Genomic DNA, 17,886 nt, shown 5'->3' with positions numbered 1-17,886 from the left:
TTCTCCGGAATGTTTCCAGAAACGGTATATCCGCTGGGCACCGATGCCAATCACCGGGGGGCATGCCACATTCCGTCGGCGGACGGAACGTGGCATGCGGGCCTCGGTGAACCTTCTCAGTGGTCGCCGAACGTGTCGTGGGTGATGTACTGCCCGGTCGGCGGGGTGATTGTGGTGCGGTTGGCGCCCTCCTCCCAGGTGACCGTCCCGTCCGGGTCCTTGACGATGTACTTGAACTCGACGGCGGTGTTCGGCGGCAGGCCGACGTTCCCCGTCCACACCGGATAGCCGTCGGCGGACAGCGGCACGGCACGCGCCGGATCCCATGCGCCCAGTTCGGGCAGGTTTCCGGCGACGAAGACGTTCTGGCCGTACCAGGTGGTGCGGGTGACGTTGAAGGTGGCCGCGATCCGGTTCGCGGGCGGGCGGAAGGTCACTCCGGCGCCCTCGGTGAGAACCGGGGTGTCGACGCCGTACGCCAGCCCGTCGGTCCCGGTCGCGTTCTCGATGCCGATGGTCGCGCTGTTCCCGGTGGCGCGGGTCCCGGTCAGGCCCCGGTACCGGTAGGTGACCGTGCCGTCGGCGTGCAGGATCGCGCTGATCGAGATCCGGTCCGCGGTGGTCGGGTAGAACCGGACGTTGCGCCACTCCACCACGAAGGTGTCCGCGGTCGCCGCCGTCCAGACGCCGGCCTGGTCGTCGACGATCAGATCGTCCCAGAGCGCGAAGAGGGTGTCGTTCGGCTCCAGAGTGCTGGGAACGGCCAGGTTCGTGTACGACGAGCTGACCGTCCCGAACCCGATCACACCGTTGGTGCTGACCCAGGCGCGGGTGCGGGCGGCTCCGTAGTGCGGCACGGCGAACGGCAGGGTGATCTCGGTGGCCGCGTCGTCGCCGGTCAGGGCCAGCAGGTCGGTCCCGGCCCGGTACTCCTCGGTGGCGGGGGCGCAGCTGTGCCCGTACCCGTCGGTGTTCTGCGTCAGCGGGACGTCGAGCGTGAGGTCGCCGCTGACCGTGAGGGACCGGGTGGCGGCGGCGAAGCAGCCGTTGGGCGCGCGGACGGTGAGCTCGTAGTCGCCGACCGGAGCGGCCAGCCGGAACCCGCCGTCGGCGCCGGTGGTGACCGTGACCGGCGTGCCGGTGAGCGCGACCGTCGCCCCGGCGAGTGCCGCCCCGGCGCCGCTGACCTGCCCGGAGACGACACCGGAACGGCTGGTGGCGAGTGCCGCGTCCACGTCGGAGCCGTCGTTCGCGGTGATCGTCACGCCGGTCTCGTAGGTGTCGTAGCCGAACGCCGTCACCCGGATCCGGTAGTCGCCGGCCGGCAGCCGCCCGAAGCGGTAGCCGCCGTCCGCGCCGGTCGTCGCGGCCCGGGTGGCGGTCCCGCTGAGCGAGACGGTCGCGCCGGCCAGGGGCACACCCGCGCCGGTCACGGTTCCGGTCAGGCTTCCGGCCGGGCGCAGCGCCAGATTCACCGCGGCGTACGCGTCCAGCCGCCCCTGCCCGAACACGTTGTTGTCGGTGGCCGTCCCGCCGCAGCTGGTGTCGTTCGTGTCGATCGCCGTCTCGTCCAGGATCTCCCTGGTGGCGGCCACGTCCCGGCGCAGCGCGGGCGCCGCCGACCAGATCAGCGCGACCGTGGCGGCGGTGTGCGGGGAGGCCATCGAGGTGCCGCTGTAGGAGGCGTACCCGCCGCCCGGGATGCTGGAGCGCACGTCCACGCCCGGCGCCGACAGGTCCGGCTTCACGCCGCCGTCCTGGCCGGTGCCCCGGCTGGAGAACGAGGCGATCGCGTCGTTGACGTCGGTCGCGCCGGACGAGTAGGTGTCGGTGTAGGAGCCCGGCGTGGACGCGGTGGCACAGCCGGGGCCCGCGTTGCCGTTGGAGAAGGCCGGGAAGATCCCCGCCGCCACCCACGACCGCACCACGTCGGAATACCACGGGTCGAAGCCGGACGCCCCGCCCCACGAGTTGTTCACGACGTCCGGCGCGAGGTCCGGCCGCGGGTTCTGGCCGTTGCGGTCGGTCGGCGCGACGATCCACTGCCCGGCCCCGAGCAGCGCCGCCACCGAGCACGAGTTGCTCTCGCAGCCCTTCGCCGCGATCCAGGTGACCCCGGGCGCCACGCCGATGCCGCCGGATCCGGCCATCGTCCCCATGGTGTGGGTGCCGTGCCCGTTGTTGTCGCACGGGTTCGCGTCCGGGCAGACGTGCGCCGGATCGAACCAGTTGTAGTCGTGCTGGACGGTGCCGTCCGCCTGCCGCCCCCGGTAGTTCGCCGCCAGCGCCGGGTGGTCGAACTGCACCCCGGTGTCCACGTTGGCGACCACGATCCCCTGACCGCGGTCGTCCCGCTCGCCCCACACGCGGGGCGCGCCGATCCGGTCCACGTTCCACTCGTTCGCGTCGACGGCCGCCTGCACCGCACCCGCGACCGGCGCCGGCAGGGTGACCGGCGTGTCCGGCAGCACCGCCTTCACCTCGGGCCGGGCCGCCACCTCCTTGAGCAGCGCCGCGTCGCCGGTGACCTTGACGGTGTCCGCGATCCAGAACTGCTCGAACCGCGCCTTCCGGGCGGTCAGCAGCTTACGCAGCCCGCTCTGGTGCCGGGCGGTGCTGCCGCGCGCCGCGTCGTGGACGGCCTTCGCCCGCGCCTTGCCCTTGGCCTTCACGGCCGGGGCGAGGTCGGGGCGTTCCCGCAGCACCACCCAGAAGGTGGCGTCGCGCCCGCCCTCGACCGCCTCGGCCACCTCGGCCGCGACCTTCGGCCCACTCTCCGCCGCCCGTGCCGGGCCCGGCGCGCTGACCAGTGCGATCAGCATGGCGCCCGCGCCGATCAGGGCGGTGGCGGTCCGTCGTCTCCGCTCTTTCGGTTCCGGGTCCGGGCCGCTCCGGTCCTGTCGCATGACGTCTCCCTCGGTCGATTTCCGCGCGCTCCACCGGGACGGAACGCGATACGGACATGGCCGGCCGGACCACGGAAACGCACGCTATTGATATCCCCCACTCTCTGCAAGTTCTTGCAGTTCTTTCACAATGTTTCAGGCCGATGTCAAAATGTGCGCGGCACAGTGGACAGTGCAGCTAGAAGTCCCGCGCCACCTGCGCTTTGATCATCGCGGCGGCACTCCGGATGACGAAAGTCACTGCCTTCCGGCACCACTTACCCGCACAAATATTTCAGCCAGGAGTTGCGCATGTTTCATCGTCTTTCAACCCCGGCGCGACCCTCACCAAGGTCAGCCTGGAATGGCCACCGACTGGCGGGTGAGGCGGGCGACCGTGCGCTGTTTCAGGGCGAAGCCCTGCTTGGCCGCGTCGCGCAGGTGGGCGACGAGTGGCGACCGGGAGCGGCGCGCCCACGGGACCGGGACCTCGGTGGTGCCGTACTTGGCCTTGTACGCGTTGCCGCCGACGAAGTCGAACTCGGTGACGCCACGCTCCTTCGCCCAGCGCAGCGCGTGCCAGATGAGAGCCTCGTTGGGGCGCAGGTGCTGGAACGGTCGGTAGCTGGCGCCGCCCCAGAAGTACATGGTGCGGTGGTACCAGGGCAGGACGGCGGTGGCGATGCTGCGGCCGTCGGCGTCGCGGGCCCGCAGCAGCAGGAGGTTCCCGGCCGGGGCCAGGTGACGGATCAACGACCGAACCCTGTCCACCGAATAGGTCGGCACCAGATTCTGTTTGGCGAATACATCACGCAATTGATCGTAGAATTCGTCGGCGAATGCGGGATCATCACCCGCGTCCTCGATGACGACGCCGGACTTCGCGGCCTTGCGGATGTTTCGGCGGCATGCGCTCGCCATCGCCCCGAAGAGTTGATCCTCTGTCGGATTCAGGTCGATGACCGCGGTGGGCGCGGCGTCCCAGCGCAGTCCGAGACCGCCGAGATCCTTTTCCGCCAGGCCACGATCGCGGATCTCCAGATGGGCGGCGCCGGCCTCACCGAAGGCGAACGGCATGAGCGCCTCCAGCGCGGCGCGGCGGGAGACGTCCGGGCGCAGGTTGAAACCGACGTACGACGTGGTCCAGCCGGCCATCGGACTGCCCAGGATCCGCATGCCGAAACGCCTGGCCAGGAGGCCGGTGAAGTGGCCGACGGGCCGGCCGCGGTCGGTGACGACGGCTAGCAGGGGCTCGGCGCGCTGGCACTCGGCGACGAAGCGGATCCACTCCCGGGTGTGAAAGATCAGGCGATCCTCGTAGGTGGCCCGGTCCGCCCAGAGGTCGGCGGACGGTTCCACCCGGTGCAACTTCAACATGGGGTCCCCGATCGAATTACAGCACGGCCGGCACGATGATGCTCAACCATAAGACCATTCCGCAAGAAGCCGATCGGGCCTATTTTCAATTGACGCGAATATCTTTCGCGTTCATTATGACAATTGCTACTGCCGCACCTCTCGCGCATTTGCAATCGTGGGTGAAGGCCACGGGGCGACGACCCGTGGCCGTGACCTGTCGAACGAGCGGGAGGGTGCCGATCCCATGCAGCCGCCCACAGCCTTCAAACGGCGCCTGAACGAGCTGGGCCTGCGCAGCCGGCTGCGCGCCCGGCCCCGGTTGCAGGGTCGCATCCTGGCCGCGGCGGGGCTCCGGCGCCGCCTGCCCAGCACCCCGGGCCTGTACTTCCCCTTCTACCACGACGTCTCCGCGGAGTACGCCCGCGACTTCCGCCGCCACCTGAGGGCGCTGTCCGCGATCGGGCCGATGGTGTCCTGGGACGAGGCGTTACGGGTGCTCGGCGGTGAACGCCCGCTGACCGGGCCGGTGTTCTGTCTGTCCTTCGACGACGCCCACCTGACCTGGCGGGACGTGGCCGCGCCGGTGCTGCTGGAGATGGGGGTGCCGGCGATGTTCTTCGTCACCTCCGGCATGGTCGGGCAGCCGGGGAACCTGACCTGGCAGGACTGCCGGGAGCTGCGGGCCGCCGGATTCGGCTTCGGGTCGCACACGGTCAGCCATCACCGGCTGGCCGACCAGGACGACACCACGGCCGCCCGGGAGATCGTCGACTCCAAACGGGAGATCGAGGACGAGCTGGGCGTGGAGGTCCGGGACTTCGCCGCCCCGTACGGCCACCCCGCCGTCGACTTCCGCAAGCGGGACGTGGAGGTGGCCCGCGAGGCCGGCTACCGCAGTTTCGCGACCACCCTGCGGCCGGCCATGCACGCCGGCGGCGATCCGATGTTCATCCACCGGCAGGGTCTGCACCCCGCCTGGCCGATCCTGGCGGTGAGGACGCGCGTCCATGACTGACACCCGCATCTACCTGTCCCCACCGGACGTCAGCGACCTGGAGCGCAAGCTCCTGCTGGACGCCTTCGACTCGAACTGGGTGGCCCCGGTCGGCCCCGACCTGGACGCCTTCGAGGAGCAGGTCGCCGAGGTCGTCGGCGTACGGCACGCGGTGGCGCTCAGCAGCGGCACCGCCGCCCTGCACCTGGCCCTCATCGCGGCCGGGGTACGCCGCGGCGACACCGTGCTGGTGCCGTCGTTCACCTTCGTGGCGACCGCGAACGCGGTGGTCTACCTGGGCGCCCGCCCGGTGTTCGTGGACTCCACCCCGGACAGCTGGAACGTGGACCCGGCCCTGGTCGCCGAGGAGCTGCGGGCCCGCGCCGAACGGGGGCAGCTGCCCCGGGCGGTGATCACCGTCGACATGTACGGCCAGTGCGCCGACTACGACCCGCTGATGGAGGCCTGCGACCGGTACGGCGTCCCGCTCATCGAGGACGCCGCCGAAGCCCTGGGCGCCACCTACCGGGGGCAGCCGGCCGGGTCGTTCGGGCTGGCCGGGGTGCTGTCCTTCAACGGCAACAAGATCATCACCACGGGCGGCGGCGGGATGCTCGTCACCGACGACGGCCGGGTCGCCAAGCAGGCCCGGCACCTGTCCACCCAGGCCCGCGAGCCGGTGCCGCACTACGAGCACCGGACGGTCGGCTACAACTACCGGCTCAGCAACCTGCTCGCCGCGGTCGGGCGGGGCCAGGTGCAGCGGCTCGACCAGATGATCGCGGCCCGTAGGGCGACGTTCGAGTACTACCGGGCCGCGCTGCCGGATCTCACCTTCATGCCGGTCGCCGGCTACGGCGCCCCGAACTACTGGCTCACCTGCGCACTGGTGGACGGCGACGACCGGGACCGGCTCATCGCCCGGCTCGCACAGCGGAACATCGAGGCCCGGCCCGCCTGGAAGCCGATGCACCTGCAACCGGTCTTCCAGGACTGCGTGGTGCGCGGCGGCGGGGTCAGCGCCGACCTGTTCCGCCGCGGGGTGTGCCTGCCCAGCGGATCCGCGTTGACCGAACACGACCGGGAACGCGTCGTCGACGCGATCCGGGAGGGCTGAACCGAGATGCGGATCGTCTACATCCACCAGTACTACTGCAATCCGGGCATGGCCGGTGGGATCCGCTCGTACGAGCAGGCCCGCCGCCTGGTCGCCCGCGGGCACACGGTGGACGTGATCACCACCGACATCACCCCGACCGGCCGCTGCTGGTCTACACCGGGGCGCTGGGCGTGGTGAACGGCGTGGAGTACCTGGTCCGGGCCATGCGACGGGCCCGCGAGCTGGACTCGGACATACGGTTCCTGATCGTCGGCCACGGCAAGGAGTGGGAGCCGACCAAGGCGCTCGCCGCCGAACTGGGACTCCTCGGCGACGTGGTCCACATGTGGGAGAAGGTGCCCAAGTCGGAGCTGCCGGTGATCCTCGGCGCGGCCACCATGTCGAGCAGCACGGTCCGGCCGATCCGCGGGCTGTGGGACAACTCGGCGAACAAGTTCTTCGACGCGCTGGCCGCGTCCCGGCCGATCGCCATCAACTACGGCGGCTGGCAGGCGGACCTGCTCACCGAGACCGGGGCCGGCCTGGTGCTCGACCCGGAGGACACCGACGAGGCCGGTTATCAGCTGGTCCGGCACCTGCGTGACGAGGTGTGGCTGAAACGGGCCCGGGAGGCCGCGTACCGGCTGGCCGTCGAGAGGTTCTCCCGGGACCTGCTGTTCGAGGAGTTCGAGGCGGTGCTGAACCGATCGGCACGCCGGAAGAAGCAGTCCGTCCAGTCCTGACGAATCGGGGGAAGTCAGCGTGGAACTGCGCGCTTACGTACGGGCCTGCCGGCGCCGATGGCTCTGGCTGGTGGTTCCGGTGCTGGTGGCGGCCGGCATCGCGGCGGGCCTGACGGCGGCCGGGTCACCCGGCTACAAATCGTCGCTGACCCTCTTCGTCAGCGCCGGCAACGGCGATCCGGATGCCGGGGCACGGCGCCTCAACTCGTACATCGCCCTGCTGACCGGCCCTCGGGTGGCCCAGGCCGTGGTCGACCGGATGGGCCCCGAGGTCACCGCCGGCCAGGTGCAGAAGAGCCTGTCGGCGCAGGTGCGTGAGGGCACCGACCTGCTGGTGGTGTCGGCGGTCGCCGACACCGAGGAGGAGAGCCGGCAGATCGTCACGACCGCGGCGGCGGTCCTGGTCGGCCTGGCCCGGCAGATCGGCGCGCCGGCCGACCCGCGGGACGGGCCCGCCCCGGCGGTCTCGATCGTGCAGGACGCGGTCACCGTGGAGGAACCGGGCAACCTGGGCCGCAACGCCGGCTTCGCCGCCGTGCTGGGGCTGCTCATCGGGGCGGTCGCGGTCGCGATCCGGGAGGCGACGGCGCGAACCGTCACCGACGAGGCCGACCTGCGGCGCCTCGGCCTGGACTCGGTCGGGTCCATCTCGATCGGCGGGCGGCCCCGCGACGGCCACCCCGATCAGGCCCTGGCCGAGGCGTTCCGTCGGCTGCGCAGCCTGCTGCCGGTGCTCGCCGACCCGCACGCCGGCATCCCGCGGCGCGGCCGGTCACTGCTGCTCACCGGTGCGAGCCGGAAGGAGGGCACTACGGCGGTGGCGTGCGGGCTGGCCATAGCGATGGCCGAGACCGGGGCGCGGGTCGTGCTGGTCGACGCCAACATGCGTACGCCCGGCGTCGGGCGCTATCTGTCGCTGGAGGCCTCGCCCGGCCTGGCCGAGGTGCTCGCCGGAACCGCCCGCGTGCCGGACGTGCTCCAGAACTCGCTGGGCGGCCGGGTGACCGTGCTCCCGGCCGGGGAGCACGCGCCCGACCCCGGTGAGCTGCTGGCCTCCCCCCGGCTGCCGGCCACGGTCCGGACCCTGACCGAGCGGTACGACATCGTGCTGGTGGACGCGCCCGCCCTGCACGGGGTGGCCGACGCGTCGGTGCTGGCCCACGTCACCGACGACGCGCTGCTCGTGGTGCGGGCCAACCGGACCCGGACGGCCGATGTGGAGAAGTCGATCGACCTGCTGCAACGGGTCGGCGCCCGGCTGGCCGGCGCGGTGCTGAACTCCCTGCCGCGCAAGCTGCCGACCGGCGGCTCCTGGCAGGACTCCGCCCAGGTCGGCGGCGCGGACAGCCCCGACCTGATCTTCGGGTTGGACGGGGATCCGCCGGCGGCCCGCCTGGACGACACGTTCGTCTCGCTGCCCCCGGTCGGGACGGCACGCGGCCGGGCCCGGGTGGTGAAGCCGGAGATCGAGCAGTCCCCGGCCCCGGCGGAGGACGCCGAGGCGGCCGCGGTGCCCGCGCAGCGGGAGTCCGGCCAGGAGGAGGAGCAGAGCGCCACTCCGGACGAGGAGCAGCGGCGCGGTGAGTGAGCTGCGGGTCGAGGATGCCGCGCCGGCCCGGGCGGCACTGGCCGGACGTGTGCTGCGGGAGCCGTCCGTACAGCTGCTGGCCTCGCAGGTGCTGACCGGTGGGGTGGCGATGGCGGCCAACATCCTGATGGTCCGGTCCCTCAGTCCCACCCACCGCGGCGAGGTCGCCCTGATGCTCCAGGTGGTGTACCTGGCCACCCAGGTCCTGCTGATGGGCACCGAGCGCAGCTTCGTGGCCGCCTACCACAACGTGGCGCCCGCTCCGGCGGTCCGCGCGTACGCCCGCCTGCTCGCCGTACCGTGTCTGGTCTTTCTCGCCGGGGCGGTGATCTGGCACCTGGCCGCGCCGAACCGGTTGACGCCGAGCGGGGTGATCGTCGCCATGCTGGCGGTGTTCGCGCTGATCGAGGCCGCCAGCCTGGCCACCCGGTCGATCGCGATCGCGGTGGGCCGGGTCCGGGACTTCCTGGTGGCCCGGATCCTCGAGGCGCTGCTGCTGCTGGCCATGCTGATCGGCCTGTACGTGGGCGGCGCGGCCCGTCCCGAGCTGTGGTTCCTGGCCTACCTGTTCGCCGGCGCCACACCCACCGTCGTCTACATGCTGATCTGGACGCGGCTGCCGGTGACCGCGGCCGCCACCCCCCTCGATCCGGGGGTGAACCGTCAGGTCCGGCGGGAGGGCCTGGCGCTGTTCCCGGCCGCGCTGTCCAACATGGCGATGCTGCGGGTGGACCGCCTGGTCATCCCGGCGCTGGCGTCCACCGCGGCGCTCGGCCACTACGCGTCGGTGGCGACCATGACCGAGCTGCTGGCGTGGCCGGTACGGGCCTACGCCGACTCCCGTCTGGGCCGGTGGCGGGCGTCGCACCGGGAGGGGACGCTGCGGACCGCGCCGATCCTGCTGGCCGTCGGCGCGTACGCCCTGGTGGTGGTCCCGGTCGTGGCCGGTGGCCTGCACCTGCTGATCGAGCCGCTGTTCGGCCACGACTACGCGGACGCCAAGGTGGTCGTGCTGCCGCTGGTGGTGGCGGCCGGCCTGTACGCGGTGTCCCGGGTCAGCCTGGGCCTGCTGATCGCGAAGGGGCACGGTGGGCTGGTGTCGGCCGCCGAGATCATCGGTTTCGTGGTGAGCTTCGCGGCGTACATCCTGCTGATCCCGCGGCTCGGGATCCTCGGCGCGGCCTACGGTTCGCTGGCCGGGTACGGCGCCTGCCTGGTGTTCGCGTTGATCGCGACGAACCTCGTGAGAGAACGATGAGGCGGGCGTTCCTCGCCCCCGGGCTGCTGCTGATCCTCGTGGCGATCGGCGGCCGGTACACGCTGGACCGGGCCGGGCTGGTCGATCTGGCCTGGGTGGACCTGCGGGTGATCGGCGTGCTCGTCGCGCTGGCCGTCCTGATCCTGAACTCCGCCGAGCTGAGGAGCGGGAAGGCGGGACGGGAGGGCTGGATCATCGTGGCCCTGCTGTTCTTCCTCTTCCAGATCGCCTCGGGGCTGTGGGCCCCGCCGGCCGCCCGGGTCGGCCCGCAGGTGCTGGACCTGGTGCTGCTGGGCGTGCTGCTGGTGGCGACCTACCAGTACACGACCTGCGACCCGGAGACCGTCATCCGGTTCGCCTTCCAGCTGTTCTTCGTGGCCGCGATCGTCTACGCGCTGGCCGCCATCTTCATCAGCGGGCCGGGTGAGCAGGGCCGCTACTCGGCCTTCGGGGGCGGGCCCAACGTGTTCGCCCGGATCGAGGTGCTCGGCGTGATCAGCGCGATCGCCCTGTTCATGCTGACCGGCCGGGTGCTGCCGCTGCTGGTGATCCCGCTCTTCCTGCTGGCCACGGTGCTGTCCGGGTCGCGCGGCACGCTGGTGGCCGGTGGGGTCGTCGGTTTCGCCGCGCTGCTCAAGCTGCGGCACCGGCTGAGCGCCGCCGGGATCGCGGCGTCGGTGGTGGTGTCACTGGCCGCGGTGGGCCTGATCTGGGCGCTGGCTCCGCCGGCGTTCACCGACCTCTTCCAGGAACGGTTCGTTGAACAGACCGTGCAGGAACAATATCTCTCCGGACGGACCGACATCTGGATGGCCGCGGTCCGCCTCTTCGCCGACCATCCGGTCGGCGGCGCCGGCATCGACGGCTTCTACGGCCTGATCGGCGTCAACCAGGCCGTCGAGTATCCACACAACTACGTGATCGCGGTCGCGGCCGAGGGCGGGCTGATCGGTCTCGGGCTGCTCACCCTGTCGGTGCTGCTGTGGACCCGGATCGTCCACGGTGGCGGGCACCGTCCCCAGCTCACCGGGCTGGCCGTGGCGTCGACCGTCTTCGTGGCGATCAGCGGCCTGTTCTCCGGTGACTACTACGACTCCCGGCTGGCCTGGATGTTCGCGGCGATGGCGGCCGCGGCGGCCCTGGTCGCGCCCTCGCCGGCCCCGTTTCGGGCTCCGGCGGCGCCGTTGGCGACGGTGACGCGATGAGGCGGCGGACGGTGTTGGTGGCCTCGCTCGGCGGGGCGGTGGTCGCCGGCGCGGCCGGGCTGCACCTGGTCCGGGCGGCGGGCGACGACGTGCCGGACGTCCGTGACCCGATGCCGGTCCCGCCGCCCTCGATGCAGGAGGCGCTGAAGATCAAGACGGTGGCCTACTGGACCGGGGTCTATCTGCGCAGCTGGGACTTCGCGCTGCGCAACGGGCTCCCGCTGAGCCGGTCCACGGACAGCCGGGACCACTACGACCTGGCGTACGACATCGACGCGTGCACCGCGATGTTCCGGGCCACCGGCGACCACCGCTACCTGGACCGGGGACTGACGTTCATGGAGAACGTGGTGGCCGCGGCCCGCCCGTCGAAGTCGCTGCCGAAGAGCTCGTTCCGGGACCGGTTCTCCGGCTGGGCGTCCAGCAGCTCCGGCGAGGGCGGCGACGAGGTGCCGCTCTACGAGTCGTACCTGTGGCGTTACGGCACGAACCTGCTGGTCGCCATGAAGGGCCTGACCAACGCCGGATACCGGGCCCGCTACGCCCGGCTGCTCGCCTTCGCCGAGACCGACATCTTCGACAAGTGGCACACCCGGGGCACCAAGGAATACCTCTACCGCGAGCGCACCCACATGGCGTCGCACTGGGCACTGATCGCCATGAACCTGGCCCACCTCACCGCCGACCAGGGCCGTAAAGCCCGGTGCAACGCGGTGGTCGACGAGATCAGCACCCGCCTGCGCGGCCAGTTGCGGCGCAATCCCGCGGAGCCGACCGCCTGGTTCTGGAGCGACGTGTGGGGCTCGGCGCAACGGCCCGGCCAGGACGTGGGCCACGGCAATGCGGTGGTCACGTACGTGGTGGAGGCCCACGACCGCGGCCAGGGCTGGTCGACGGCGGACATGGCGGCGTTCTCGGCCCTGCTGACCAGAGTGGTCTGGCCCGGCGGGAAGACCTATCACGCCTACGTGGACGGCACCGGAACCGACAACGGCTGGTGGTCCGACGGCTTCGTGAAGCTGGGCCGCTACGACCCGGCCGTGCAACTGCGGCTGGAGAGACACCAGGTGGTGAACGATCAGTTCGCCGCGAACATGGCGCTCAACGCCCGCCTGCTGCGGGCCTGAACGCCGGAAGGAGACAAAGCGACATGACGGCATCGCTGCTGGATCCGGCGGCCCGCGAGTGGAAGGAGACACTCCAGCACGTCGGTCACGACATGTACCACGTGCCGGACTACGTGGTTCTGGACGCCCGGCTCTACGGCGGGGCGCCGGCCGCGTTCCACTACGAGAGGCACGGCCGGCGGGTGCTGATCCCGCTGATCCTGCGGGAGATCCCGGACTCCGGGCTGCGGGACGCGATCTCCCCGTACGGGTATCCCGGCCCGGTCGGCCGTGGCGACCCGGTGTTCTGGAACGAGGCGTGCGCGGCGTTCGTGGAGACACTGCGGGAGGAGGGCATCGTCTCGGCGTTCATCCGGACGCACCCGCTGTTCGACGCCCCCGCGCCGGTCCTCTCCGCGCACGGCGCCCTGGTCTGCCACGGTGAGACCGTCTCCATGGACCTGACCGTCTCCGAGGAGGAGATGTGGAAGCAGACCCGCAGTGACCACCGCAACCACATCAACCGGGCGAAACGTGCGGGCACCGAGATCGTGTTCGACGACTGGAGCCGGCTCGGCGAGTGGGTCGACGTCTACCACGACAACATGCGGCGGGTCGGTGCGACGTCGTACTACTTCTTCACCGTCGAGCACCTGACGGCGCTGCACGACGCGGTCGGCGACCGGATGCACCTGGTCGTCGCATGTGAGGACGGCGAGGTGGTGGGTGGCAACACCTTCTTCTCGTACGACGGGATCGCCACCGGATACGTCTCGTCCACCCGGCGGGCGCCGAAACGGTACGCCGACGAGCTGCTCTACGACTCGGTGCGCCGGTGGTGCAAGCAGCGCGGCGACCGGGTGTTCCACCTGGGCGGGGGCAAGGGCGGCGCGAACGACTCGCTCTTCTCGTACAAGGCGGGGTTCTCGCCCAGCCGGCACCCCTTCCACACCTGGCGTGTGGTCGCCGACCCGGCGGCGTACGAGGAACTGGTCCGCGAACGCAAACCCGGCGCCGACCCGGCCGACCTGACCACCACCTTCCCGTCCTACCGCTGAGGAGCATCGTCATGCGCATCACCTGCGTCGGCGGCGGTCCCGCCGGCCTGTACTTCGCGACGCTGGCGAAGCTCGCGGACCCGGAGAACGAGGTCACCGTCCTGGAGCGCAACCCGGCCGGGGTCACCTGGGGCTGGGGTGTCGTGTTCTGGGACGACCTGCTCGACGACCTGTTCGAGTACGACCCGGTCAGCGCCGGGCGGATCTGGGAGGCCGCCTACAAGTGGGACGAGTACGAGGTGCGGGCCACCGGCAAACCCGACACCTACCTGGCCGGCTACGGGTTCAGCCTGGGCCGTCACCGGCTGCTGGAGATCCTCGCCGAGCGGGCCGTCGAGCTCGGTGTGGACATCCGGTACTCGGACGAGCTGGCCGACCTGTCCGATCTGCCGCCCTCCGACCTGATCGTGGCGTGCGACGGGGCACGCAGCCGGATCCGGGAGGCGCACGCCGAGCACTTCGGCGCCGAGGTGGAGGTCGCCCGGAACCGCTACATCTGGCTGGGCACACCGAAGGTGTTCGACACGTTCACCTTCGGGTTCGAGGAGACCGAGGCCGGGTGGATCTGGTTCCACGCGTACCCGTTCGATGCCAAGACCAGCACGTTCATCGTGGAGTGCACCCCGGAGACGTGGGCCGGCCTGGGTTTCGACCAGATGGACGCGCGCGCCGGGACGGCCCGGCTGGCGGAGATCTTCGCGAAGCATCTGGACGGCGCCGAACTGATCGACCATCGGGCCGAGGTCGGCGGCACCGGCTGGCTGAACTTCCGCCGGGTCACCACCCAGCGCTGGGACCACGGCAACATCGTCCTGATGGGAGACTCGGCGCACACCACCCACTTCGCGATCGGCTCCGGGACGAAGCTGGCCATGCAGGACGCCATGGCGCTGGCGGACGCCGTCGCCTCCGGCGACGATCTGCCGGTGGCCCTGGAACGCTACGAGCATCGCCGCAAGGCGGCGCTGGCGCCGTTGCAGAAGGCGGCGCGGGCGAGCAGCGCGTGGTTCGAGCGGATGCCCGAGTACGCCCATCTTCCGGCCAGACGCTTCTCGTACGCGCTGTCGAACCGGCGCGGCGAATATCCGACGTGGCGGTACCTGCTGCACATGGCGACGCAGAGCCCGGTCCCCCGCACGCTGCTGCGGTGGACGTTGAGCGCGCGCCGGTCCAGCCGGGCCCGGCGCCGGCCCACGACGACCCATCCCGTGGCGGCGGGCCAGGCGATACCGAATACGGCGTGACACCCGAACGAAGGGATGACCGATGGCCGAAGGCGCCCTGCTGCAACCCGGCGACCCGGCATGGACCGAGGCGCTGCGGCGCGTCCAGCACGACGTCTACCACCTGCCCGCCTACGTGACGCTCGACGCCCGGCTCACCGGGGGCACGCCGATCGCGTTCCGGTACGACGAGATGGGCCAGGTGTTACTGCTTCCACTGGTGCTGCGTGACGTGCCGGGCACCGGGTCACGGGACGCCGTCTCCCCGTACGGCTACCCCGGCCCGGTCAGTGACGTGCCACCGTCGGAGACCGGGTTCTGGGAGCGTGCCACCCTGGCGATGGCCGGTGTGCTGCGCGCCAACGACGTGATCAGCCTCTTCGCCCGGCTGCATCCGCTGCTGCCGTCGGCGGCGGCCGTGCTGGCCGGCACCGGGACGGTCGTCCACCACGGGGAGACCGTCTCGGTGGACCTCACCCTGAGCCCCGAACAGCTCTGGCAGGAGACCCACCGCACCCACCGCAACCAGATCAACAAGGCGGGCCGGGCCGGGGTGGAGGTCGTCTTCGACGACTGGGGGCTGCTCGACGCGTGGGTGGAGACGTACCACGCCACCATGCGGCGGGTCGGGGCCACGGCGTTCTACTTCTTCGACCGGGATCACTTCCTGCGGCTGCGGGACGCGCTCGACGGGCACGTCCACCTGGCCGTGGCGCGGCGGGACGGGGAGGTTCTGGGCGGGAACCTGTTCTTCGCGTACCGGCGGATCATGCAGACGCATCTCCAGTCCACCCGGGACGGGCAGATCTGGTGGGCGGACAAACTGCTCTATCACGAGGTACGACGGTGGGGCCGGGAGCACGGCAACCTGGTGCACCACATCGGCGGCGGGGTGGGCGGGGCGGACGACTCGCTGTTCCGCTACAAGGCGGCCTTCGCGTCCGGGCGCCAGGATTTCCACACGTGGCGGATGGTGACCGACCCGGTCGCGTTCGAGAAGCTGGCCGGCACCCCGACCCCCGACCTCATGTCAGGACGATTCCCACCGTACCGGTAGTTTTCGGTCATGAGTCCGGAGACGATCGACGAGTACACCGACCTGAACGACCGGATCCTGGCCCGGCACCGGGTCAGCCGCCGGACAGCGCTGCGGGCCGCGCTGACCGGCGGCGGCCTGGTGTACGCCCAGTACCGGCTGGCCGGTGCGGCGTTCGCGGCCGGCGGCGGCACGGCCGGGCGGGCCGGGCTGGTCGTCTCCGGTCGCCACCTGTCGTTCGTGCCCGGCGCCGACGGCGCGCCGCGGCGGGCCATGGCGGTCACCGCCCAGCTCGTGAGCAGCACCGGCAGCCTGCCGGCCGGGCTGCGGGCGGTCGTCGAAGTAGGCACCGCCCCGGGCGACTACGGCGCGACCTTCCCGGCCGGGATCCACCACCTGACCGGCAGCGACGCGATCACCGGCGGCCCGGTGTGCAGCCAGTTCTACGTCAAGGCGGTGATGGACCGGCTGACACCGGGCGCCGTGCACCACTACCGGATCCGCCTCTCCGACGGCACCGTGACCGGGGACGCCCACTTCACCGCCGCTCCCGGGCCGGTGGCCGCCCGGTCCTCCGCCGGGTACAGCGCGGTGGCCGCGCCGTTCACCTTCACCGCGTTCGCCGACGTCGGCACGCACACGGCACCGACCGACCCACGGCACTCCTGGTATCAGCAGCCGGCCGTGGTCCGCCGGGCCGGAGGCGCCTGGCCGGCCGCCGTCTTCGACAACAACTCCTACCTGAGCACCGATCCGGTGGCCGGGGCCGACGGCGCCGATCCGTGGCCGGCGGTCACCCAGGTCAATCTGATGCGCACCCAGAAACCGGTGTTCGCGCTGCTCGCCGGAGACATCTGCTACGCCAACCCGAGTGGTCAGGGCCTGCCCGCCGACGACAGCATGGCCATGTCACGCACCGCGCCGCCCGGAAAGAACCTCTTCAACCCGTACGTGTGGGACGTCTTCCTCAACCAGATCGAACCGCTGGCCGCCTACGTCCCGTGGATGTTCACCACCGGCAACCACGACATGGAGCCGATCCACGGCGACCACGGCTACGGCGGCCATCGCACCCGGCTGGACCTGCCCGGCAACGGCCCTCACGGGTGCCCGTCGGCGTACCGGTTCGTCTACGGCAACGTCGGCTTCCTGGCCGTCGACGCCAACGACCTGTGCGCCGAACTCCAGACCAACACCGGCTACTCGGGCGGCGAGCAGGTGCGCTGGGTGGAGTCGGTGCTGCGGGAGTGGCGGTCCGGGACCACGGTGGACTTCATCGTCGCGTTCTTCCACCAGTGCGCCTACGCGACCTCGGACAAACACGCCTCCGACGGCGGCGTCCGGGACGCCCTCGACCCGCTCTTCTCGAAGTACCGGGTGGATCTGGCCATCCAGGGCCACAACCACCAGCTCGAACGAACCGACCCGATCCGGTACGGCCGTAGGACCCGCTCCGCGCCGGACGGCTCCACGATCCACCCGGCCGACGACGGCGTCACCTACATCTGCGCCGGCTCCGGCGGGCGGCCCCGCTACCCGTTCCGCCCGGCGCCCGGCCCGGAGGCGCCGGCCCCGCCCGGCGTGAAGCCGTCCGGCGCGCGCACCCTGCCCGAGGGTGAGCGTTACCGCGGCTACCGGCCGAAGAACCCGGAAAACAACACGGCCGACGTCGACAACAGCTACATCTGGTCCGGCGCGACGACGGTGATCGGCAAATCAGGGCAAAAGGCGGGGGTACGGGTCCCCGAGGCGATCGACTGGTCGCAGGTCCGCTACGACGCCTACGCCTTCCTGGCCGTCGACGTGGTCCCGGCCGCCCCGGGCGAGACCACCACACTGACCGTACGGACACTGGCCGACGCCCTGCCCGGCACCAACCAGCCGTACACCGAGATCGACCGGATCACCCTCACCCGGATCGCCGGCCGCGGCATGCTCACGATTGCCCACTGACCGCGTACCGCTCGACCAGGCCGGCCAGGATGTCCCGGGTGCGGTGCAGGTCGGCCATCTGCGCCTCCACCCGGCGCAACTCCTCGCCCAGGCGGCCGGCCAGCCACGGCGTACGGATCGCCTCGTCGGCCACGCACGGCAGCACGTCCCGGATCGTGGCGGTCGACAGTCCGGCGGCCAGCAGCGTCCGGATCAGGCCCACCCGCTCGGTCGCCGCCGCCGGGTAGTGCCGCTGCCCGCCAGTGCCACGCTCGCTGCCGAGCAGCCCCTGCTCCTCGTAGTACCGCAGCGACCGCGCGCTGGCGCCGGTAGCGGCGCTGAGTTCCCCGATCCGCATCCTGTCTCCCGGCTCACAGCGCTTGACCCTGACATCAGTGTC

The 17,886-nt window shown here is 71.3% G+C and carries 15 protein-coding genes; 12 read left to right on the top strand and 3 right to left on the bottom strand.

Features of this window, described 5'->3' with window-relative positions; all coding sequences use genetic code 11:
- Nucleotides 1-116: 116 nt before the first annotated feature.
- Together BJ964_RS22150 and BJ964_RS22145 are read right to left on the bottom strand one after the other, a co-directional pair.
- Complete coding sequence (locus tag BJ964_RS22150) at nt 117-2,906, bottom strand: S8 family serine peptidase (protein WP_188122452.1); 2,790 nt, start codon at nt 2,904-2,906, stop codon at nt 117-119.
- A gap of 333 nt (nt 2,907-3,239) precedes the next feature.
- Complete coding sequence (locus BJ964_RS22145; RefSeq protein ID WP_188122451.1) at nt 3,240-4,262, bottom strand: lipid II:glycine glycyltransferase FemX; 1,023 nt, start codon at nt 4,260-4,262, stop codon at nt 3,240-3,242.
- 226 nt (nt 4,263-4,488) lie between these two features.
- Here BJ964_RS22145 and BJ964_RS22140 point away from each other — a divergent pair, with 226 nt between their 5' ends.
- From BJ964_RS22140 to BJ964_RS22090, 12 genes are read left to right on the top strand one after another with little or no spacing between them, the layout of a single operon-like run.
- Complete coding sequence (locus BJ964_RS22140) at nt 4,489-5,259, top strand: polysaccharide deacetylase family protein (RefSeq protein ID WP_188122450.1); 771 nt, start codon at nt 4,489-4,491, stop codon at nt 5,257-5,259.
- The gene (locus tag BJ964_RS22135) at nt 5,252-6,355 is read left to right on the top strand and encodes a DegT/DnrJ/EryC1/StrS family aminotransferase (protein WP_188122449.1); all 1,104 of its coding nucleotides are present in this window, start codon (nt 5,252-5,254) and stop codon (nt 6,353-6,355) included. The genes BJ964_RS22140 and BJ964_RS22135 overlap by 8 nt, the downstream gene beginning before the upstream one ends.
- Nucleotides 6,356-6,361: 6 nt before the next feature.
- Nucleotides 6,362-6,535, top strand: coding sequence for a hypothetical protein (locus tag BJ964_RS48065; protein ID WP_229806920.1), 174 nt, complete (start codon nt 6,362-6,364; stop codon nt 6,533-6,535).
- The gene (locus BJ964_RS22130) at nt 6,529-7,080 is read left to right on the top strand and encodes a glycosyltransferase (protein ID WP_328515438.1); all 552 of its coding nucleotides are present in this window, start codon (nt 6,529-6,531) and stop codon (nt 7,078-7,080) included. Before BJ964_RS48065 ends, BJ964_RS22130 begins: the two co-directional genes overlap by 7 nt.
- 19 nt (nt 7,081-7,099) lie before the next feature.
- A complete protein-coding gene (locus tag BJ964_RS22125; RefSeq protein ID WP_188122448.1) occupies nt 7,100-8,668 on the top strand; it encodes a polysaccharide biosynthesis tyrosine autokinase in 1,569 nt (522 codons plus the stop codon).
- Nucleotides 8,661-9,926, top strand: a complete 1,266-nt coding sequence (locus tag BJ964_RS22120) for a lipopolysaccharide biosynthesis protein (protein ID WP_188122447.1) — start codon at nt 8,661-8,663, stop codon at nt 9,924-9,926. The genes BJ964_RS22125 and BJ964_RS22120 overlap by 8 nt, the downstream gene beginning before the upstream one ends.
- Nucleotides 9,923-11,131 (top strand): O-antigen ligase family protein, encoded by a 1,209-nt coding sequence (locus BJ964_RS22115; RefSeq protein ID WP_188122446.1) that lies wholly within the window; start codon nt 9,923-9,925, stop codon nt 11,129-11,131. Before BJ964_RS22120 ends, BJ964_RS22115 begins: the two co-directional genes overlap by 4 nt.
- Nucleotides 11,128-12,258, top strand: a complete 1,131-nt coding sequence (locus tag BJ964_RS22110; protein WP_188122445.1) for a hypothetical protein — start codon at nt 11,128-11,130, stop codon at nt 12,256-12,258. The genes BJ964_RS22115 and BJ964_RS22110 overlap by 4 nt, the downstream gene beginning before the upstream one ends.
- A gap of 23 nt (nt 12,259-12,281) precedes the next feature.
- A complete protein-coding gene (locus BJ964_RS22105) occupies nt 12,282-13,295 on the top strand; it encodes a GNAT family N-acetyltransferase (RefSeq protein WP_188122444.1) in 1,014 nt (337 codons plus the stop codon).
- A gap of 11 nt (nt 13,296-13,306) precedes the next feature.
- Nucleotides 13,307-14,539: an FAD-dependent monooxygenase gene (locus BJ964_RS22100; RefSeq protein WP_188122443.1), complete on the top strand. Its 1,233-nt coding sequence runs from the start codon at nt 13,307-13,309 to the stop codon at nt 14,537-14,539.
- A gap of 22 nt (nt 14,540-14,561) precedes the next feature.
- Entirely contained in the window at nt 14,562-15,575 is a 1,014-nt protein-coding gene (locus BJ964_RS22095) for a GNAT family N-acetyltransferase (protein WP_188122442.1), read from the top strand.
- Nucleotides 15,576-15,584: 9 nt separating this feature from the next.
- Complete coding sequence (locus tag BJ964_RS22090; protein WP_188122441.1) at nt 15,585-17,507, top strand: purple acid phosphatase family protein; 1,923 nt, start codon at nt 15,585-15,587, stop codon at nt 17,505-17,507.
- Here the strand turns inward: BJ964_RS22090 and BJ964_RS22085 are convergent.
- Nucleotides 17,491-17,844, bottom strand: coding sequence for a MerR family transcriptional regulator (locus BJ964_RS22085; RefSeq protein ID WP_188122440.1), 354 nt, complete (start codon nt 17,842-17,844; stop codon nt 17,491-17,493). The genes BJ964_RS22090 and BJ964_RS22085 overlap by 17 nt on opposite strands.
- Between the last annotated feature and the right edge of the window lie 42 nt (nt 17,845-17,886).

Origin of the sequence: Actinoplanes lobatus (assembly GCF_014205215.1) — a bacterium.
Classification (GTDB): domain Bacteria; phylum Actinomycetota; class Actinomycetes; order Mycobacteriales; family Micromonosporaceae; genus Actinoplanes; species Actinoplanes lobatus.
Note: the sequence above shows the minus strand (reverse complement) of the source record. Positions and strands in the feature narration are given on the sequence as shown.

Bases quoted from the DNA above. Each gene is read 5' to 3' on its own strand.
- BJ964_RS22150 (WP_188122452.1), bottom strand. From the start codon at position 2,906: ATGCGACAGGACCGGAGCGGCCCGGACCCGGAACCGAAAGAGCGGAGA.
- BJ964_RS22145 (WP_188122451.1), bottom strand. From the start codon at position 4,262: ATGTTGAAGTTGCACCGGGTGGAACCGTCCGCCGACCTCTGGGCGGAC.
- BJ964_RS22140 (WP_188122450.1), top strand. From the start codon at position 4,489: ATGCAGCCGCCCACAGCCTTCAAACGGCGCCTGAACGAGCTGGGCCTG.
- BJ964_RS22135 (WP_188122449.1), top strand. From the start codon at position 5,252: ATGACTGACACCCGCATCTACCTGTCCCCACCGGACGTCAGCGACCTG.
- BJ964_RS48065 (WP_229806920.1), top strand. From the start codon at position 6,362: ATGCGGATCGTCTACATCCACCAGTACTACTGCAATCCGGGCATGGCC.
- BJ964_RS22115 (WP_188122446.1), top strand. From the start codon at position 9,923: ATGAGGCGGGCGTTCCTCGCCCCCGGGCTGCTGCTGATCCTCGTGGCG.
- BJ964_RS22110 (WP_188122445.1), top strand. From the start codon at position 11,128: ATGAGGCGGCGGACGGTGTTGGTGGCCTCGCTCGGCGGGGCGGTGGTC.
- BJ964_RS22105 (WP_188122444.1), top strand. From the start codon at position 12,282: ATGACGGCATCGCTGCTGGATCCGGCGGCCCGCGAGTGGAAGGAGACA.
- BJ964_RS22100 (WP_188122443.1), top strand. From the start codon at position 13,307: ATGCGCATCACCTGCGTCGGCGGCGGTCCCGCCGGCCTGTACTTCGCG.
- BJ964_RS22095 (WP_188122442.1), top strand. From the start codon at position 14,562: ATGGCCGAAGGCGCCCTGCTGCAACCCGGCGACCCGGCATGGACCGAG.
- BJ964_RS22090 (WP_188122441.1), top strand. From the start codon at position 15,585: ATGAGTCCGGAGACGATCGACGAGTACACCGACCTGAACGACCGGATC.
- BJ964_RS22085 (WP_188122440.1), bottom strand. From the start codon at position 17,844: ATGCGGATCGGGGAACTCAGCGCCGCTACCGGCGCCAGCGCGCGGTCG.